Raw genomic sequence first — 19687 nt, 5'->3', positions numbered from 1 at the left:
AATAAATTACCTTATAAAGATCGTCCGAGAGAAATAAGTGCTAAAAATCAAGTTAAAATAATTTTATCGGAACTTAGAGATAAAAGGAAGTGATAAAGTGAAAAAACAATTATTTAGTTTTAGCATAATATTTTTATATCTTATTAATATTTATTGTTTAGAGATTGATATTGTTGATATAAATGAATTTGAAAATACATATCATATGATAGATAGACTAAAGACTGACTTTTTAGACTATCATTTTGACTATGAACGGGATAAAACTGTTGAATTTAAAATAAAAGTAGAAATAAAAATTCTCCAAATTAGAAATGAAAAAAAGAAGATATATATTGCTGTTTATAATGATAGTATTGAATTGTCCAATTTAAGTATTTATTGTGCTATTATGAAATTTAATTCTTTCGGCTTTCTTGAATTTTATGAATTATGTAAATTTTCTGAAGAAAAAATTAAAGATATGTATCCTACAACTGTCACCTATGTGCAAAGAGGAGATGATTTACTATCTTATCATATTTCCGATAAAACATTGCAAGAGTTTAAAGAGTTTTCTTTGAATGGTGGAAAACATGCACCTTTTTATTTATATCAATATTATACCTATAAGAATGATGAAAGTGCTTGGTATTGGCTGCAGATAGGGGCACAAAATGGCAATAAAAAGTGTCAATATGAATATGGTAAATATCTTCTGGCAAAAGATGATAAAGATAGTAAAACAAGGGGGCTATTTTGGATAAAAAAAGCGGTATTTAATGCAAGTAAAGAAGCACAGCAATTGTTAAAACAAATAGAAGAAAATGAACATTAGCTATTTATTAAAACATTTTAACTATCTCCTCTTTCGGATAGCTATTGAAGCGAAAATCCTTTTTGCGGTTTGTTTAATCAAAAAGCAAGCTCTGACCGGAGGGAAGAGCCTTGCCCGTGAAGACAAATGCAGCAAAAAGATTGTAGCGGAAAGCGCGGTGCTGACACTTATGTACTTTTACATAATTATGATAATACACAAGTGTCAGCAGTCCGCCAAAAGAAAGTTATTATTAAATAAAAGCATCTTATCGGAGGTTTTTCCGCTTACGGTAGGAAGCGGAAAAACAATGGCTTTTGAAAATAGGCGAGGTAAGTACAAGGAGTTAGGCAAAAAAGTACCGCAGGCGTATCGGGTATACGTCGAGGACACTTTTTTGCCGTGCGACGCAGTAATTGCCCGCATATTTTCAAAAAATGACGAACATGCGCAAAGAGTCTACATCAAATACGGAAACGGAGTAGAAACAAGATACAACTATGACCCTGCACGGCGTTGGCTAAAAGACATAAAGACAGAAAACAAAGATAAGAATTTGGTATTCCAAAAAATAAACTATAACTTTGATGCAGTAGGTAATGTAGAAGGGTATATAAATACTTCAAGCAAATATGAAACAAGTCAAAGCTACAGCTATGATGCCCTCTATCAACTTATAAAAGCCGAAGGCACGCACAAACAATACGGAGGAATAAACCCTAACCCCGATAACCCTCACCCGTCAAATCCCTTACACACAAATAAATACAGGCAAACCTTTGCCTTCGACATAATAGGGAACATGACGAATAAGAGCAGCACCACAAACCTTCCCGAAGGCTCAATAGGAACTACCGATGACACAAAACTAAACTATGAACTGGATTATGAGTATGACAGTAAATATGCACACCGCTTAATAAGAGCCGGAACCCGTTATTACCGCTACGACGCCAACGGCAACATCACTGCAGAAAAAGACGGCCCCTTTACAGAAAAGGAAGAGTTTACATTTACCTATTCCTACTTTGCAGAACATGATGTCTACGGCGTAGATTACGGCTTTGACCTAGAACCCCCTGAAGATGACCCTGCAAACCTAGAAAGTGGAGGCACAACCACAGGAGGCGGAATACAAGGAGGCTACAGAAGAGATTATACATGGAATGAACGCAACCTATTGATAAAATCGGACGATAAGTTAAACACCGTAATATACCGCTACGGAGATGACGGACAGAGAGCCTTAAAATTTACGCAACAGAGTAATAGCGAGACACTGTATTTCAATAACTTTTACTCCGTACACCAAGTTGCCCATGAACCTAATCACGAACATGGATTACGAGTAAGCAAACACATCTTTGTCGGAAACTCGCTGTTAGTAACTGCTATGACACATGCGGATAATAATGGGGACACAACGGAACAAACCGAAAAAAGATATTATTATCATGCAGACCATTTACAGAGTGCACAGTTTATAACAAATGCTAAGGGTGAACAGTACGAACATATAGAGTATACACCGTATGGGGAACTCTGGATAGAGGAGACTGCTCCCGGAATCGATAAGTTACCGTTTAGGTTTACGGGAAAGGAATTAGATGAGGAAACAGGATTGTATTATTATGGGGCAAGGTATCTTGATCCGAAGTATTCGAGGTGGTTGTCAGGAGATCCGGCGTTAAATGACTACATGGCAGGTTCTTCTGTTGGTGAGGGTGGAATATATAATTCTGTCAACTTTAATGCATACCATTATGGCGGAAATAATCCGGTGAAGTATGTAGATCCGGATGGAATGTTTCTGGAAGTCAATGATAATGGAGATGGAACATACACTGTGTCTGGTGGAGAAGCAAATTCTGATAAAAATATTTATATAATGAAGGATGGAAAACGCTCTGGTGATATTCTTGGGCAAATGTTAACAGAATATTCTTTTTTTGATGATGATACCTTAGTTGAGGGGGCTATTATAGATACAAATGATATGTCAGGGAGCGATTTCCTTAACAATTTCGAAAAAAATACACCTGATTTATTTTCTTATATGTATAATGCAAGAAATGGTAAAAAGTATGATTTTAAGGATATAGGGAAAGGTGATAAAAAAGGTGATGATTTGAATAAACACCGCCATAGAGGCATGCCGCTTGGAAGTAATACTGATGGAAATAAAATATTCGGATCAGCACGAGATGTTGGAAACTATGCGGCAGGATATGTAGCTGGAAAAAATGGACTTTACTGGGGTGAGGCAAGATTAGGTTTTGATATCTATCAATCTTGGAAATCTAAAAAAATATGTTCAGAAGGATATGCTACACAGGCAGCCCAAAGCTTAGGCTTCTCTGCAGGATTTGTAACTCCAGAAGGACGAGCTATTCGTTCGTATCGCTTCATTAGAGATAGTATCTTTAGATTGTATTGATTTCATAGTGAGGTTGAAAAAGTATGAAAAAATATAAATATATAAACTTTCTAATTGATATTCTTGTGCTGGTTTTTATCTTACTGTCTTATTATGTGAAAAAACGAATTGGACTTATTCCTTATACTATAATAGTATTTTCTTTTTTTGCATTTTTTGTCATATATTCGTTATTTGTATTGAGCTTTGCAAAAAAGCGATATTCAATTATAATTTTTCAATTATTGGCAGTTATTCTTTTTTATCTGATATCTAAATTTAATTTAGCAGATACGGTTGCTTTACTTATCGAAGTTCCAAAAATTGAAAGACGAGTAGAAAAAATAAAACAAATGTATGGGTTGGAGGGTTTCCACGTAGTGGATGATAATACAGAAATAATCGATGGATATATACTATTTGCATGGGAACCAGGATTTCTTGATTACCAACAGATCTTGGTTTATGATGAAAAAAATGATTTAAAAGATGCTGAGAACGGGAAAAAATTAATTTCTATCGGGAAATTATACGTTTTAGAACAAACAAGGGATTGTTTTTATTTATGTCTCTTAGAGGAGTAAATTATATACTAAATAATACATATGTTTTTTTATAAAATGCTATGAAAATAAACCATTATTTTTATCCACAGCCTAATTATCTCCCCCTTCGGACAGTGATTGGAGCGGTATTGGTGCAGCAAGCCGATAGTCTCAGCTTCGAAGCAATCGCGGTGCCGATACTTGTGTATTTTTATCTTTTGTGCAATAATAAAAGTTATAAGGAACCTTCGGGATTCTTAAGGGCAGAGCCCTTAAGCAGCTATTTTGAAGATAGGAAGGGTTATAGGGAAGGGTAACAACCAACAACGTTTCGAGGTAAAGAAACTTTTATCTGACAAAAGTGTCTTTCCTTCCCTAATAACGGCACCGATAGATGATGAAGCAAAAAAGCATAATGAGAATTTACCCGGTATGGGTGGTGTGTTTAATACCGTCAATCTGCATGTGTATCATTATGCTGGGAATAATCCTGTTAAGTATACTGATCCGGATGGTAGAGAAACTAAGCAGTCTGGTAAAGGCACTATTGATGAACCCTTTATTCAAATAACTGTAACTAATGCAGAAACTGATGCATATAAGTATACTACTACTATAAATTATATAAGTTATATGGATAATGGAAAGATTTTTGAACAGTATTCCATCAATTCTTCTTTTTTGATTAAGGATACTGAAGCCGGTACAAAATTGGCTAATGACATGAATGTAGGAATAGATATAGGTTATACTTTAATTTCATCCATATTAATTGCTTTTACAATGAAACAAGAGGTATTTATGGAAATATTGTTAGTTCTAATAAATTGTAGTGTATTGATTTTTATTTTTCTTTTTTTAGGTAGATGGTTAATACGTCCATTTAATAAAAAATACTTGTATATATATGATCCTGATACAGATTTCAGAGAGCGAATATATAAAATTAAAGAAATTTCTGAATTTATTTTGAGATTCATAGCATGTTATTTAATTGTTTCTTTAGGAACTAAATTAATAACATATGTTTGTATGATAATTTTAGGATTTATTTCTGGGCTTTTGATTGAAGAAGATAGAGGAAAAAAGAAAAAAGGTGGGTTTTAGAATTATGAAATTCAATTGCAATCGGAAATTACCCATCAACTTCACTTCTCGGACAGTGATTGTAAGGGAGCGAAAGCAATTTATAAAAATTGCTTTCGCTGTACATCTTTCCGCAGCAATTTCTGCGGAAAGATACCAAAGCGATAGCGGAGCCCTGAAAAGCCCGGTGCTCAATTTTGTTTTCTTCATAATGCTAAAAAACAAAATTGAGCAGTCTGCCGCTCAAAGCTGTTTAAAAAACAACTTATTGGAGGTTTTTCCGCTTACGGTAGGAAGCGGAAAAACAATGGCTTTTGAAAATAGACATGATGGATGCAAGGAGAGAGAAAAAATTAACCGCAGGCGTATCGGGTATACGTCGAGGAAACTTTTTTGCCGTGCGACGCAGGAGATGCCTGAACTAAATGACTATATACCGATAATACCGATCTTGGAGAAGTAAAAGTTACAGAAGTAGTAAAATATTCAATTGATTTTTCTAAAAAGGATATATTAGTATTTACTGCTGTTGATAAAAAAAATAAAATAAAAGCACCTTTAAATGCTGGAAAAACATTTTCATATTTAAAAAAAAAGAAAAATTGTTTTTTGTTAAATTTTTTAAAAAAATGGAGATAGAATGAAAAAAAATATTTTTTATTACTGAATTAATCATTTTAGGATGGTTTGTATATTTTATATTATTGGGTATCGATTATGCTGTCAGTGGTTCAATGAATACAAATAATATTTTTTTTGATTTTTTAGGAGGATATGTTGCTTTTCAGTTATTTTTAGGTGACAAACTATATTGGCTTATATACGGTTACCATACTTTATTATTAATGTTGATATTTTTATCCGTTAAAATTGTTGGTACTGATAAAAAAATATTACATATAGCCCTTGTTTTTTTACTAATAACAAATATAATTTCATATTATGTAATTGTGTTTTTTTTAAAATTACTTTTAGAATCTATTTTTATAAAATTATAAATAAGTTTAGATATTTTATTTAAGAAAGCGCATAGTATTAATAAAATGAAGGCGTTTTTTAGAAAAAAAGTAAAAGGCTGTACTATCTCATTAATTTTTGATAGAATAGCTATATCTTATGATTAGTCGGAGTGAGGATTGATTATGAAAAGACTATATATTTTATTAATGGTTTTTGCTTTGCTTTTTTCATGCAAAAAAAGCGATGAAGAAAAACTTTCAGGTAAAATTTCTAAAAAAACTGAAGTAATTACAACTAATACTGAACAAGAAATTTCAAGACAATCTGCCGATTTTGATAAAGACAAATTTTATGAAAGAAATTTTTTACTTGATTGGAATTTTTTTATACCTAAGGGGCGTAACAGCAATTTTCTCCCTTCATCATATAGTTATGTTAAACGAGGTGTAAACTATAAAACTTTGGTTGTATGGAAGGCATATACCGAATACGGAATGGGTAAATTGCTTCAAAGTTATGCTGAAGGAGGAGAGATGGGCGGTCAATCTTATACAAAAGATGATATAGGAAAAAAACTGATTGTTGCAGGCTATAAGTATGACAAAAGCGGATGTCTTATATCAAGTATAGAACCTATCCTTTACGGTGAAGGCGGGCAAATGGAAACTCTATATGAGTATGACTCATATCATAGATGTACTGCTTTATATAGCAGGTATATTCCTGAAATTGATTTAATTCCTTACAGCGCTGAGTATGATCAAAAGGCTGAAAACTGCATTATAACGCAGGAAGGTTCAAAGGAGTATACTCCCATAAATAAAACAAACGATGTATTAGAATGTAAGTCTTATTATGTTCACTCTGACGGAAAAAAAGATTTAATTTCTACAATAAAAGAAGGAAAAACTGAAGATTATTTTTTTTATAATAATCAGAAAGTTATTTTAATAAATAATCGGCTTGAAGAAATAAAAGATGAGAATGGTGTATGGAAGTTTTTGTATAATCAGGATGGACAAATACTTGAGGCTGTGCAAACTACAAATAATAAAGTCAAGGATAAATTTTTTGATGTAAAATATAAAAATGGTGAATTAATTGAAAGTAAATATGATGATGGAAAATCTGTAATAAAAACTATTTATAAAAAATATGATAGTTTTGGAAACTGGCTTGAAGCTGATATTTATTATAATCACGATGGGAATTGTTCATTTACTATTTTCCGCGATATTGAGTATTATGAATGACAGTTGATTAACTTATATTTTATTTCTGAGGAGGCTTTAAGATTATCATAGAATTACGGTGTTTGTTAAAATAGACAAAAAAGATTGTACAATTACAGTTGTATTGGTTAATGGGTATGAGGTGTGGCATATTAATGGCGATGATATACATATAGGCTTTACAGAAGACGGTTTAACCTTGAAAACATATTTAGACGATAAATTAATAGGTGTTCCGCCTTATGTTACAGCTGTATGGCATGATGACAGATATATTATTGCGCGTCATATTTTCCCTGATGATATATCTGATTATAAAGAGGGAAAGACTGTAGAAGAAGATTATTATTTAGTTGATTCTAAGGAAAGGAAAAGTTATGGGCCATATAAAGATCTAAAAGAACTTTTCATCGAAACAAATATACCTGTTGTAAAAAATGTAACATGGGTGTTGAGTTCAGAAATGTATAAATTTCAAAAGAAATATTAATAATTAGGTTATTAAAATAGTAAATTATGAAACTAAAACTTTGTATTTATTTCGTTTTATATAATTTTGTTAATTTTGTCTAAATAAATAGATTATTAAGGGTTTGACTATGAAAAAATATTTTGTTATTATATTGATCTTTCATTTTTTTGTAAAACTATCATCTCAAGAACTTCTTCCTGATAGAAAATATTATTCTGATGATGGAAGTTCATATTTTAAATTTACCGAGCATGGCGGTGTAACTAAAGGATTTATATGGAATAAGAAAACTCAAAATGAGCTTATGATTTTTTCACTTGAATTGCGTTATAAACTGAGAAAAGATGCTGTTAGATGGTTTAAGAATAAGATTTTCGAAATTAAAATTCATACAGGTAATCCCGGCATTTATTCTATTTTTGTGTCAGTGAATGACGGAATAATATCTAATCAGGTTAATTTTGTGATAGCAGTAGATATTACCGGAAGCTATGCACTTGTAGGAGAAGAGGATGTTTATGTGTTGGATATATTCAAAGGAAAAAGATATTTTATATAAATCGTAATTATGATAACACTGCAATTAAGTATTTACTTTTTGATTTGAAAGAAACTAAGTTTCTTGATAATGGAGATCTTGTAATTGCTTATTATAACTTGTCTATGGAAAAAGTATATGAATTAATAAATAAGAATGATTTTATGAGGTTTTGAATGAGTAAAATTATGAAAAAAATTGGAATATGCATTGTAATATTGACTATAGTATTTGTAATTCTTGCTAGAACAGATGAGTACTATGCCAGTGAAAAATTAATTTTTGATACAGCAGATATTATAAATGGTAATTATTATTTAACTACTAAAGAGAATATGGAAGATGTTCAGGTATCAGTTTTACGGTGGTACTATACTAACATGGTAGTTAGTGTTTTATTAGTATTATGGGTTTTAACGGGGTTATTATTTTTATATGTAATGGGGCGCCATGTATTGCCTTATTTTTGGTATAAAAAATACGATCATATATTTGATGAAACTTGATTTGTGTGTGTTGTTAGAATAAACAGTTTGGCTATGGTGCCCGACACTTGTTTTTTTTATATTTTATGCAATAATAAAAACTATAAGAAAGCTTCGGAATTCTTAAGGGCAAGGTGCTATGAAAGAACTAGTTTTGATGAATTACAGTAGGAAAATAATTATGATAGCATTTTTATTTCTTTTTGTCGTATCCGGATTGTCCGGTAAAAAAGTAATTGACATAACCGATATAACAGTAAAAGTTGTTGGATGGATTAAAGAATATAAAGGAGAAGATACAAACAAATTAGTTTTTGCTGCTATAAGTTTTGGGTTGGTTTTTTTTCTAAATCCTGTTGAAGCTAATTTTACAGATGGATTATTTAATCATTTATCTTCAAAAGCAGAGGGGTAAGTTCCGACAACTTCCGGTATAGATAAGGATACGTTGGATTTACTCAGTCAAATAATTGAGGAGTATGAGAGATAATATATGTATAAAAATATAAAAAAATAATTATTCCTTTTAATTATAATGCTCATCATACTTATCTTGTTTATTATGAGCAGATGTGAAGTCCATGAAAATGCGGTATATGTAAAATTATTATCTGAGGACACTTATTTTGATTTTAAGGAGCATATAGCACCAAAAGAAATTATAAATGAATTTAAAAGGATAAAAGGAAATTCATTAATTCCATCATTTATACACTGTATTGCAGAATCCTCTGATTGTTTACTGTATGAAGATGAAAGTAATATTTTTCATATTATAAAAATAGAAAACGGACAGCTTCAAGATTCTTTGTATAAACCAAAATTTGAATATACTATAGACGGAACTTATATATATTTTGTCTTTGAAGATGAATTTCTTAATTATGTTGATAGAATTTTAATGTGTTTAAAACTAAATGGACAAAAAGCGGGGCTTTATCCTATTCCTATCAGTACGATTATTTTAAAATGTGAAGCAATTATTCAAATCGAAAAATTGTCAGGATCAACTTTGGAAAATATTGATTTTGAAATTTCATATACCCATTATTATGGGGAAAATTGGACTTTGCCTTTCAAAGATTTATATAAGAAAGAGTAAGATTATTTTTGTAACCAATTAGTGAAATATATCATACAGTCAGCTTAAATGTTTATCACTGAATAGATTCCTTTGTGTTTTGATAATATTTTACAAAATTATTGAGTTAACATAAACTATGAAACTAAAACCTTGTATTTATTCACAACCTAACTATCTTACTTCTCGGACAGCGATTGAAGCAGAATGAGTGGTGCCGATACTTGCTTATTTTTATCTTTTGTGCAATAATAAAAGTTATAAGGAACCTTCGGGATTCTTAAGGGCAGAGCCCTTAAGCAGTAGTTTTGAAGATAGGAAGGGTAACAACCAACAACGTTTCGAGGTAAAGACACTTTTATCTGACAAAAGTGTCTTTCCTCCCCTAATAACGGCACTGATAGATGATGATGCTAAGAAACATAATGAGAATTTGCCGGGCATGGGAGGCGTATACAACACGGTAAACTTGCATGTGTATCACTATGCGGGGTATTCGCAGCGCAGCTTCGAGCTATATAATCCTGTTAAGTATGTGGATCCGGATGGGAAATTCATATTTCAATTAGGTACAGGCGGAACTCTTGCAGGTGGAACTGCTGCTACTGCTGAAGTCGGAATCTGTTTTTCTTATGATAAAGGTAAAGGGGTTGATTTTGGGTTTTATTCAAAAGAAGGCATGGGGTCATTTATCGGGTATGTGAACATGGAACTTATCCATAACTATTACGCCTATGTCTAAGGAGATTACTGATATTAGCGGTACTGCTTTATCAGTTGGAGGTTCTGGTGGTAATGCCAAAATACAACCGTTTTCTATAGGTGGCGAATATAGTATTCCTCTTGATAAAGGTATGCTCGCTAATCAGTTCAGAAACTATAGATAAATTTAAATTTTCACAGGAGTAAAAATGAAATGATTTCTAATATTTTGACTGTAATTATGTTTATTTATTTCTTAGTTTCTGCAATCATATATGCAGTTCCGACATATAGATTTTGGAAACGTTCGTATGCTGAAATGCTGGAGTATTTATATTCAAAAAATATGGTAGAAGAGATAAAAATAATTGAAGATTGTGTATACGGTATATCTAGTCCTGCAACACATGAAGCTTTAAATAATTTTTATGAAAAAATAACGCAGGATGAAGTTTTAAATAGTTTAAAACAAAAACATTTAAACGGAAAAAAATTGGGTATTAAAAGATTTATTGGATTCTGTATCTTCTTATTTATTAGTGTTATAATATTTACCGTTATTTTGTTTTTATTAGAGAAATTTAAGTAGGAATGCATATAGAGATTTTTAGAATTTTTTATAATAATTCTGCAAGTATCAAATTAATAAACTGCGTATATACATAAAAATAGAAAGCTCGGAGATAATAAAACAGCATAAAATCAGAACTTTGCATTTATTCACAACCCAACTATCTCACTCGGACAGCGATTGAAGCGGAGATCCTTTTTACGGTGTCATCAACATCCGTACAGGGAAGTGCGGATGTTGATAGCAAGTTTTGAATAAGCAAAACTTGCAAGCTTGAACCGCCGCCATCCATGGCGGAGTTGATAGTTGTTTACTTTTATATTATAATGATAAGCAAGTATTGGCAGTCCGCAGCTCAAAGCTATAATCACCGCCATCCGCGACGGAGAGAGAGAAAAAATTAACCGCAGGCGTACTTTATGTACGTTGAGGTTTAATTTTTTTGAAACGCCTCAGCAGGCGGCTCTATTTTCAAAAGAAGCAGGAGGTATCCAAAATTAAAATATCAGGTTTTATAGATGCTGCGGCTTCAGCCTTTATCTTTGGGCTCATGCCGCTTTTTACAAAGATTTTATTCGATTTAGGTTTAAATCCTATAGGCTCCGCTTTTTACAGGATGTCTTTATCCTTGATTTTTATCTTTATTTATTCAAAATTTTCAAAAATTGATATGAAATTAAATAAAGAAGATTTTTTTGTTCTTTTATATTCTTCTATATTTTTTGCTCTTACAAGTATAACCTTATTCGCCTCATACAAATATATAAATTCGGGAGCTGCAACCTCCATACATTTTTTATATCCCGTAATAATTTTTATTTTTTCTGCCTTTATTTTAAAACAAAGGCCTTTAATATCTGAAATTATATGTATAAGTTGTGCGGTATTAGGCTTATTTTTTCTCGGCGATTTTAAAGATGTTTCAAGTACAAGAGGTATTATCTATGCCGGTATTTCTGCTTTTACTTACAGCTTTTATTCATTTAGTTTGGAGAAGGCTAAAAAGATTAATCTTGTGAAAGTATTGTTTTATGTAAACTTATTCGGCAGTTTTATGATTCTTATTTTTTCTCTTTTTTTGCCGGAAAAAATTTCATTTAATTTTAGTCTTCCTCAGTTTGGGCTTCTTATTTTCTATTCCTGTATTTTAACCATAGGAGCGACTTTTTTATATCAAAGAGCCGTTATCAAAATCGGGGCAAAATACACTTCAATTTTGAGCACCTTAGAGCCGGTTACAAGCCTCACGATCGGCCTTTTATTTTTAAAAGAAAGCATGACATACATCCAAGTTCTTGCTGTCGGCATGATTGTTTTTGCTGCATTTATGCTTATTAAGCTAAAAAAAGCCAAATAAATCTAATGAAAACCTCAAAAAACTGAAGGGTACCTCTAAAAACTCCCTTTAAAAAGTATTAAAAAGATGATAAACTGAGGTATGAAACAAAAAGGATTATTTGATGAAGAAGATCGTCTAAGAGTATTAAGCAAGTTAGGCGATAGTCTTGAAAAATTAAACGAAAAAATAAATTGGGAAATATTTAGACCAATATTAAAAAAAAGCTTTGAACAAAGAAACAAAAGGTTTAGTCGGAAGACCGGCATACGATTATGTAATGATGTTTAAAATAATAATTTTACAAAGATTATACAATATGAGAATGAACAAATCAAAAACGGAAAAATCCCTGAACACTGGCAAGAAGAACAAAATAAGACAAAATTATCACAAAAAGACTATGATTGCTAGGTGGGCAAAAAAGCATAAACGCTCATATTACGGTTATAAAGATCTGAGTAAAAATAGATAAAAAAAGTAAACTTATATTAAAAGCAAGTGTAACGGCAGCCAATGTTCATGATAGTAAAGAGTTAAAAAATTTAGTTGAAAAAGAAGATGAAAGATTATACGCAGATAGTGCTTATATAGGAGAAGAAATAGAGAGGATTTTAAAAATGAAAGGAATAGCAGGACAAATTTGTGAAAGAGGAGCAAGAGGCAGAGCTCTTAGTAAAAAACAAAAAATCAGTAACAGAAAAAAATCAAAAATATGGGCGAGAGTCGAACATGTATTTGGGTTTATGACAAACTCAATGAAAGGTATCTATGTAAGAACGATAGGACTAGCTCGTGCAACATTCTCGATAATAATGATGAACCTAACATATAACTTATGCCGATATTGTTATTTAAAGAAATAAAATAAGAGGGAATAGTTGGCATAAAAATGAAAAGTAAGAAAGCTAAGAGAAAAATCCAATTTTTACACTAGACAATTTATAAAAAAACTACTAAAATGGCTATGGCTACTAAAAAACAGGTTTTTAGAGGTGCAATTTAAAGATGATGTGATACTTGCTATTAATTTAGATTTTGGATATGACTATACACAATATGTGGCTCATGCGGCGATATTCAGAAGGGACTTGTGGTGGATGTACAAAAATGGCTGAAAAAATAGGAGGTAGTTATTTCCAGATTCCATCAAAAATGTTTAATGTATTAGAAAAAATAAAAATTGGAAATTCTAATCTTGGAAAAATTATTAATGAAAAAAGGCTTGATGGAGTAAATAGAATCAGGTGCAAGAATTTTATTAAATTCTGACCCTACAAAAGCTACTGCAAATTCAGCTTATGCAATGGAAGTTCAAAAATTAGCAGAGAACGGATATGAATTTGTAAAAACAGTAGTTAAAGAAGTTGAATGCTGGGAGGGTATAAAATAATGTTTGCAGGAAAAAATCTAAACTATGAACAATTGATTTGTTTTCTAAAAACATATTTCCAATATGAGTTGTTTGAAAAGAATAATGAAGAGGGAAGTTTGTATTCAAAATATTATTTTATAAAACTAGGTTTTCCGGATATTCAAGTGATAATTGAAAGAGGTTATTTGGAAATTGATATAAAGGTTGAAAATAATTTCTGGAGTATTTCTAATGTATATAAATATTTGCATCATAAAGAAATAGTAAGAGGAAGGTATTCTTCTGATAAAGACTTACTAGAAAATTTTGAAAACGAAACAAAAAACTATCTCAATGAAATTTTTATAAATTGGGATACAATTTCAAATGATAGATTAGAGAAGTTTTATAAAGAGTTTCCACAGTATGTCTTTGTTTGGATAAATGGCTCTGTAAAATAAATTATATAATATTATTGAAATATGATATAGTAATAGAAAAATATAACAGGTAAAAGGTAGAAAACTTGGAGGTAAAATTAAAAACTAATTGATAAGACTGTTAAAGAAAAATCATGAAACCAAAACTTTGCATTTATTTACACCCCAGCTATCTCACTTCTCGGACAGCGATTGAAGCGAAAAGCGCGGTGCTCCATCAAAAACCGTACCTCCTTGTACAGTTTTTGATAATAAGTTTTGCATACGCAAAACTTATACGCTTAAAATCACCGCCGTCCGTGGCGGAGAGAAATTGGAAAAACAAAATTGAGCAGTCCGCCGCTCAAAGCTGCTTACGCAAAAAGCTATCACTATCTGAAATCCCCACTGACAGGACTTTTGAAAATAGGCCGATAAAAAAGGTACGTCCTTGTACCTTTTTTATCTCAGAGTTTTACTTACGCAAAACTCTCGAAGTTATAACCACCGCCATCCGTGGCGGGGAGGCGTATCGGGTATACGTCGAGCTCATTTTACGTAGCGACGCAGCAGACAGCGTGTATATTTTCAAAAGAAATATTACCAGTTAAATCGTCCCTTCACCCATATAGAACTTATCTTGTTTAATTGTGCAAAGTCTCCTTTGCCGTCATAGCCCTTGGTGTAAAGGTCTCCGCCCAAAATTACATGCATGTTGTCGGTAAGGGCATAGTCAACCGAATAAGAGCTTGATGTGCTGCCGTAGTTTATATCGACTGCTCCGCTTGCAGAAACTTTGAGCGTGTCCCGCAAAAATGTTTTGCTTATATTGATGCTGACAAAGCCCTTGTGCATCGGCCTTTCTATATCGTCCTTATGGTTCAAAATTAGGTCTTCAAAATACTGTGCGCTAAGCGTCCAAGAATTCTTAATCCAATCGAGTCCTGCAAGCGCCAATAGCTGGTGTTTGCGTACAGCCGGATCAAAGCTAAGCTGCACATCTGCATTCGATGTACCATCCAACAGTTGTGCAATCGGCAAAGAAGAAATCAAATTCTTCGGTTCAAAATACCGTCCGCCGATATAAGCGGTTTCCAGCCTGACAGTTACATCACCTGCGGGAATTGCAGCGTCAATGCCGGCCATTCCGATACGGTAATACTCTTCATTTAAATTGGTGTGCAATTCTTTCGGTACGTATGGATTTAAAAGCGGATGATGCGTACCTGCAGGATTAAAAAGTCCTTTTTTCGCATAGCCGCTTTTTACAAAGCGAGGATTTTTATCCCAGCCGTAAAAGCCGGAAACCGAAAAATCTATGCCGGGTAAAAAGAAAGAAAAACGGGCGGCAGCTTCCGTGTCGGTAAACATCTTGGGTTTTGCACTTTCCGTCTTAGTATACGCTATCGGGGCGGTAATGGTACCTAACGGTGTTTGCATATCAAAAGTGTCCGGCGTATCGATATGGTATAGGTCATCCTTTGCTCCGTTTTCAAAGTGGAAGAGGGGTAATTTGTTCGGTGTAAAAAACGGTACGGCGACCGCTTCAAATGTAAAAATATCGTGGAAAAAGCGCAAGCGGATACTGTCCGACGCGAGTTTTGTATCATCGGAAGAAAGAGCTAAAAAGGCGGAAGAATCTTTTGCACTCAGCACATTGGTAAGGGAAAAGCCGTCTGCCTGTCCCCAGTTGATGAGCTGTCTTCCGAAACTTAAATCCCAAATCTCGCCCGAATAGCGGAAATAGGCTTCATTAAGTTTAAAGCCCGTGCGTACGGGATTGCGGTAATTGTATTCCGCCGAGGCTGAAAGAAAGGCATAGGCCGAACCTGCAAGGACTTCTCCTTTTATTTGAGCAATAGAACGGGACAGACTGTACTCGGCCCCTTTGTTCCATCTAAGACCGTGGGCTGTTTCCAGTTTTCCGCCCACCGTAAATACCGGTTTTCCGCTGTCATCTTCCAAATCATCAGTAAATTCTTCATCATTTGAATTATCGGCTGCTTGATATTCGGATAATGTTCCTCCTGCTTCCTGCGCACCGCACGGAAATGTTAATGCAAAAAATAACATACAGAATGTAGTACCTAACAAGAATGCTTGTCTGTATTTTCGTATTGTTTTCATATCTTTATACCTCCTATAAAAACTTTTTGCAGCAAATATCAATTTGCGAAAAAAGTTTTTTCAAGTAGTTTTGCTTTATGCAAAACTACATACAATAATGCGACGTTTGCCGATGAGGCAAACTCGAAAGATAAACGGTGAGGCACTATTTGTGCCGAACTGTTTATCACACCTCCTATAAAAACTTTTTGCAAAAAGTTTTTTCGATACAGCTTACCGTAAGAAATCGTTTTCTGCTGTATACTTTTATTCGTGCGGAGGGTTTAATACCCCGACGCTTGCGTCGTAACGAAGGGTATTAAAGCCGACTGCAACCACCTTATGAGAACAACATACCCCGATGCTTGCGTCGGGGTTGTTGATTTAAGCCTTAGAAGGAAAACAGAAATTGTATTAGCATTACAATGCCTGTTTGAACCAGAGAAAAAAACGGCACTATTATAAACGGCCACAACAAAAAATGCTCCGGTATTCCTATAACCTTCATCCAATTTTTTGTTTGATAGATTGGGTTATCTTCTGTTCCCGGAATGACAATCAACTTAGTCCACTTTTGGAATAAAAGACAATCCAACAAGAAAAAATCACCGAAATTCACAATAATCCAATGAATATATGCGGTACAAAATAGTAGCCTAAATGTATGAATTCCGCCATATAATGTACTGCTTACTCCATAAAGCCAGCACGATCCCATTACTATAACCGTAAATATTTTATTTACCCGTTTTTCTTTTTTACTCATCGGTTCAGGTGCAGCTTTTTGAATCCCCTTAGGATATGAATCCATCAAATATCTTGGGTTAGCTATTACAAGAGCTGCCGCCGAACCGTTAAACATGGCTGCCATCGCTATGCCGTCCAATATTGCTCTGATTATATCCAGATGAACACCTCCTTTTAAAAAAAGCCTTTTGTAAAAGTATTACCTAATCTTCCCTTCCTCAAGCGAATTGACTCTAAAATAAGAATCCGGTATCTCTTTGTTAAATTCATGTTTTAAAATTTCAATTATTGTACTTCGTTTTTTTTGCAGGTTGTTCATTTCCATTTTGTTTGCAGTCCAAAAACCGTCTTTTTTTTCGATACCGCTGACGGTAAGCACCTTTAAAATAGAACCTTGCTCATCATAAAATTCTACCTTTATGTTTAAAAGAGATTCCTTGTCTATCCATGAAATATATTTTGAGTACATGGATTTTTTTACAGGAACGGATTCTATTTTCCAGCAGTCCTTGGAATCGATTTTTTCTTCGCCTAAAAGAGTGTGTTTATAATCGTCCACTTTGCGGTCTCCCATGTCGTCGTATGTAAATTCCGTTCCCATAAAGTCATCTTGGTTTGATGAACCGCTTATGCGCTTAGCTTTTTTTAATGCAGGAATATAAAGCCATCTGTCATCGCTTTTTGAACTGTCATCATAAGAGTATGCAAGATAACCTGTGCCTTTTACATCTGCAGGAAGTAAAAACACCATAACTGTTTTTTCTTCCTTTCCGTAATCTTTTGAATAGGCTGTAACTTCCCGAACTCTTTTTTTCCCGCTTGAGTTTATAAGGGTCATCCTCATCTTAAAAGAATCGGTTACGGCCTTTTCCCTGTTACTTGCTTTTTGCATGATTTCTCTTCCCGTCAATTCCTGTGCAAACGCAAAGCTCACAGCTGCTGCCGCAAACACGGCAAAAGCTATCAAATGTTTTATTCTTTTCATATCAACCTCCAAATAATTTATAATTCCTAATTATTGAAATCACTGTACTTTAAACCGAATTATCTTCTCCGGCTTATTGCCTCTGTATATTTTATCTACACCTGCCACGATGCAGCTTTTTCCCGCATACCGACGAAGTGTGAGTAGATACCTTCTTGCTGCACGAGTTCTGAATGTTTACCGTGCTGTACTATGTTTCCCTTATCCATGACAAATATCTGATCGGCGTTTTTAATGGTAGAAAGCCGATGTGCAATAATTATTGCGGTTTTATTTTTCAATAGTTCATCAAGGGCACTCATCAGCTTTTCTTCATTTTCGGGGTCGACGCTGGAAGTCGCTTCATCGAGAATCACGATGGAACTCGGCTTGAGCATTGCCCTTGCAATGGAGATACGCTGGCGTTCTCCGCCTGAAAGATTACTTCCGCCTTCCTGCAGCACGGTATCATACCCGTCGGGCAGCTCCATAATAAAATCGTGACACTGAGCAGCCTTTGCCGCAGCAATTACTTCTTCATCGCTTGCGTCCGGTTTTCCGAACTTGATGTTGTTTTTTATCGTGTCTTCAAAGAGGTACACATCCTGAAATACAAAAGTAAAATGAGATAAAAAAGCATCGTAAGCAAAATCTTTTATATTGGTATTGCCGAGTGTGATTTCCCCTGAATCTACATCCCAAAATCGTGCAATAAGCTGGCAAAGGCTTGTCTTTCCCGAACCGGAATAGCCGACCAAGGCGGTTGTGCTGTTTTTCGGAATATACACATCCAAGTTGCGGAATAGTTTTTCCTCAAACTGTTCTTTTCCGCCGTATCCGAAGGTAACATTTTTGACGGTAATATCATCATTCCCTTGGGGCAGCAGAGAACCTTCCGGCAAGGCTTGAATATTTTTAACCTTAAAGAGCGTATCCAAGTTTTGCACCGCCATACCCCGCATCCGCTGCATAGTGCCTGCGATTTCAAAACCGCCGAATACTACAAAGCTCGCTACAATCAGCATCAGCGCTTTTTCAAAGTCTATAGCCGCAATGGAGTAGCGGTATAAGGCGCTCACTATAATGGCGGTTGTTCCAAGTTTCAAAAGCAAAGAAAAAAACATCAGCGAAGGAGTCAGTGTTTTTTCTACGGCAAAAAAACCGGTTTTGCTTTTTTTAATACTCTCCGTCACATTTTTGAGTGCTTCGCTTGTTTTTCCGAATGCTTTTACCACGCCGATTCCCTGCACATATTCCAAAATATCGGTACGGAGCTGCAATTTCAGTTCCGTCAGTTTTGCCGTTACCGCATCCGTCTTTTTTTGAAAGAGGTTGTTAAACAGAATCGTTGTAACAAGGGTGATAAAGATTATACATCCGGTTACCATATCATAGGGGAATACAAACAGTGCCATGATAACCGTTTGAATGCTTCCTGCAAGCATCATTTCGAGAATCATCATGTCGATTGTTTCAACATCGGTAATAACCGTTGTCAATGCCCCTGAAATATCGCCGAGCCTGCTTTCGGAAAAATATCCCATATGCACATTTTTTAGCTTATCCCCGATGACGAGCCGGTTTTCAGCTCCCATAGTATAGGACGCGATATTTTTATTCCGGTCGGAAATATACCCGAAGATAATTTTTCCGGTTATGCTCATCAGCATAATACAGAATACCGTGATGATATTGCTCTTGGTAACCGGCTGTACTTGAAAGACTGCACGGCTTACCGTCAGCAAAAAATACCAGAGCCCGCCGAGCGTCAACCCTTCAAACATGCTTTTCAGCATATCACATATAAACATCGCCGTTATGCGCTTTGATTGCTTCCCCGCAATCGCGTAAATCTTCTTCAATAAATCAAACATATA

General features: G+C 34.1%; 19 protein-coding genes and 2 pseudogenes. 17 read left to right on the top strand and 4 right to left on the bottom strand.

The genetic code is table 11. The features are described from left to right. The first annotated feature begins 97 nt into the window (after positions 1 to 97). From E4N74_RS06200 to E4N74_RS06110, 17 genes and pseudogenes are all read left to right on the top strand, one after another. Entirely contained in the window at positions 98 to 817 is a 720-nt protein-coding gene (locus E4N74_RS06200; protein ID WP_044979511.1) for an SEL1-like repeat protein, read from the top strand. Next, complete coding sequence (locus tag E4N74_RS06195; RefSeq protein ID WP_255819284.1) at positions 807 to 3233, top strand: RHS repeat domain-containing protein; 2427 nt, start codon at positions 807 to 809, stop codon at positions 3231 to 3233. Before E4N74_RS06200 ends, E4N74_RS06195 begins: the two co-directional genes overlap by 11 nt. 23 nt (positions 3234 to 3256) lie before the next feature. Then, positions 3257 to 3796, top strand: coding sequence for a hypothetical protein (locus E4N74_RS06190; protein ID WP_255806588.1), 540 nt, complete (start codon positions 3257 to 3259; stop codon positions 3794 to 3796). Positions 3797 to 4141: 345 nt separating this feature from the next. Then, positions 4142 to 4279, top strand: a pseudogene (locus E4N74_RS12910) (RHS repeat domain-containing protein); the annotation flags it as partial. A 751-nt stretch (positions 4280 to 5030) separates the two neighbouring features. Beyond that, positions 5031 to 5306: a hypothetical protein gene (locus E4N74_RS06180; protein WP_249040074.1), complete on the top strand. Its 276-nt coding sequence runs from the start codon at positions 5031 to 5033 to the stop codon at positions 5304 to 5306. A gap of 679 nt (positions 5307 to 5985) precedes the next feature. Continuing rightward, positions 5986 to 7056 carry a hypothetical protein gene (locus tag E4N74_RS06175; protein WP_255806584.1) on the top strand — a complete coding sequence of 357 codons (1071 nt, stop codon included), beginning with the start codon at positions 5986 to 5988 and terminating at the stop codon, positions 7054 to 7056. A 58-nt stretch (positions 7057 to 7114) separates the two neighbouring features. After that, complete coding sequence (locus tag E4N74_RS06170) at positions 7115 to 7525, top strand: DUF3997 domain-containing protein (protein ID WP_255806583.1); 411 nt, start codon at positions 7115 to 7117, stop codon at positions 7523 to 7525. Positions 7526 to 7634: 109 nt separating this feature from the next. Then, positions 7635 to 8066, top strand: a complete 432-nt coding sequence (locus E4N74_RS06165; RefSeq protein WP_255806582.1) for a hypothetical protein — start codon at positions 7635 to 7637, stop codon at positions 8064 to 8066. A gap of 167 nt (positions 8067 to 8233) precedes the next feature. After that, complete coding sequence (locus E4N74_RS06160) at positions 8234 to 8551, top strand: hypothetical protein (RefSeq protein WP_338113390.1); 318 nt, start codon at positions 8234 to 8236, stop codon at positions 8549 to 8551. Between the two features lie 118 nt (positions 8552 to 8669). Beyond that, the gene (locus E4N74_RS06155) at positions 8670 to 8945 is read left to right on the top strand and encodes a hypothetical protein (protein WP_255819283.1); all 276 of its coding nucleotides are present in this window, start codon (positions 8670 to 8672) and stop codon (positions 8943 to 8945) included. 147 nt (positions 8946 to 9092) lie between these two features. Next, positions 9093 to 9632, top strand: a complete 540-nt coding sequence (locus tag E4N74_RS06150) for a hypothetical protein (RefSeq protein ID WP_255806579.1) — start codon at positions 9093 to 9095, stop codon at positions 9630 to 9632. Between the two features lie 193 nt (positions 9633 to 9825). Further along, positions 9826 to 10353 (top strand): hypothetical protein, encoded by a 528-nt coding sequence (locus E4N74_RS06145; protein WP_255806578.1) that lies wholly within the window; start codon positions 9826 to 9828, stop codon positions 10351 to 10353. Positions 10354 to 10527: 174 nt separating this feature from the next. Continuing rightward, the gene (locus E4N74_RS06140; RefSeq protein WP_145475265.1) at positions 10528 to 10902 is read left to right on the top strand and encodes a hypothetical protein; all 375 of its coding nucleotides are present in this window, start codon (positions 10528 to 10530) and stop codon (positions 10900 to 10902) included. A 424-nt stretch (positions 10903 to 11326) separates the two neighbouring features. Then, on the top strand, positions 11327 to 12241 hold the full coding sequence (locus tag E4N74_RS06135) for a DMT family transporter (protein ID WP_255806577.1): 915 nt from the start codon (positions 11327 to 11329) through the stop codon (positions 12239 to 12241). Between the two features lie 81 nt (positions 12242 to 12322). Beyond that, positions 12323 to 13086 (top strand): annotated as a pseudogene (locus E4N74_RS12905) (IS5 family transposase). 244 nt (positions 13087 to 13330) lie between these two features. After that, a complete protein-coding gene (locus tag E4N74_RS06115; RefSeq protein ID WP_158506580.1) occupies positions 13331 to 13492 on the top strand; it encodes a hypothetical protein in 162 nt (53 codons plus the stop codon). A 120-nt stretch (positions 13493 to 13612) separates the two neighbouring features. Next, complete coding sequence (locus tag E4N74_RS06110) at positions 13613 to 14035, top strand: hypothetical protein (RefSeq protein WP_255806576.1); 423 nt, start codon at positions 13613 to 13615, stop codon at positions 14033 to 14035. Positions 14036 to 14593: 558 nt separating this feature from the next. On the opposite strand, the gene E4N74_RS06105 is transcribed toward E4N74_RS06110, so the two are convergent. The 4 genes from E4N74_RS06105 to E4N74_RS06090 form a co-directional block, all read right to left on the bottom strand. Next, positions 14594 to 16120 carry a capsule assembly Wzi family protein gene (locus E4N74_RS06105; protein ID WP_255819282.1) on the bottom strand — a complete coding sequence of 509 codons (1527 nt, stop codon included), beginning with the start codon at positions 16118 to 16120 and terminating at the stop codon, positions 14594 to 14596. Between the two features lie 370 nt (positions 16121 to 16490). Further along, positions 16491 to 17006: a hypothetical protein gene (locus E4N74_RS06100; RefSeq protein ID WP_338113388.1), complete on the bottom strand. Its 516-nt coding sequence runs from the start codon at positions 17004 to 17006 to the stop codon at positions 16491 to 16493. A 39-nt stretch (positions 17007 to 17045) separates the two neighbouring features. Then, complete coding sequence (locus E4N74_RS06095) at positions 17046 to 17831, bottom strand: outer membrane lipoprotein-sorting protein (RefSeq protein WP_145475264.1); 786 nt, start codon at positions 17829 to 17831, stop codon at positions 17046 to 17048. Positions 17832 to 17926: 95 nt separating this feature from the next. Then, entirely contained in the window at positions 17927 to 19684 is a 1758-nt protein-coding gene (locus tag E4N74_RS06090; RefSeq protein WP_044979501.1) for an ABC transporter ATP-binding protein, read from the bottom strand. Positions 19685 to 19687 lie beyond the last annotated feature (3 nt).

The sequence above is a fragment of the Treponema putidum genome, from assembly GCF_024401155.1.
Classification (GTDB): domain Bacteria; phylum Spirochaetota; class Spirochaetia; order Treponematales; family Treponemataceae; genus Treponema_B; species Treponema_B putidum.
Note: the sequence above shows the minus strand (reverse complement) of the source record. Positions and strands in the feature narration are given on the sequence as shown.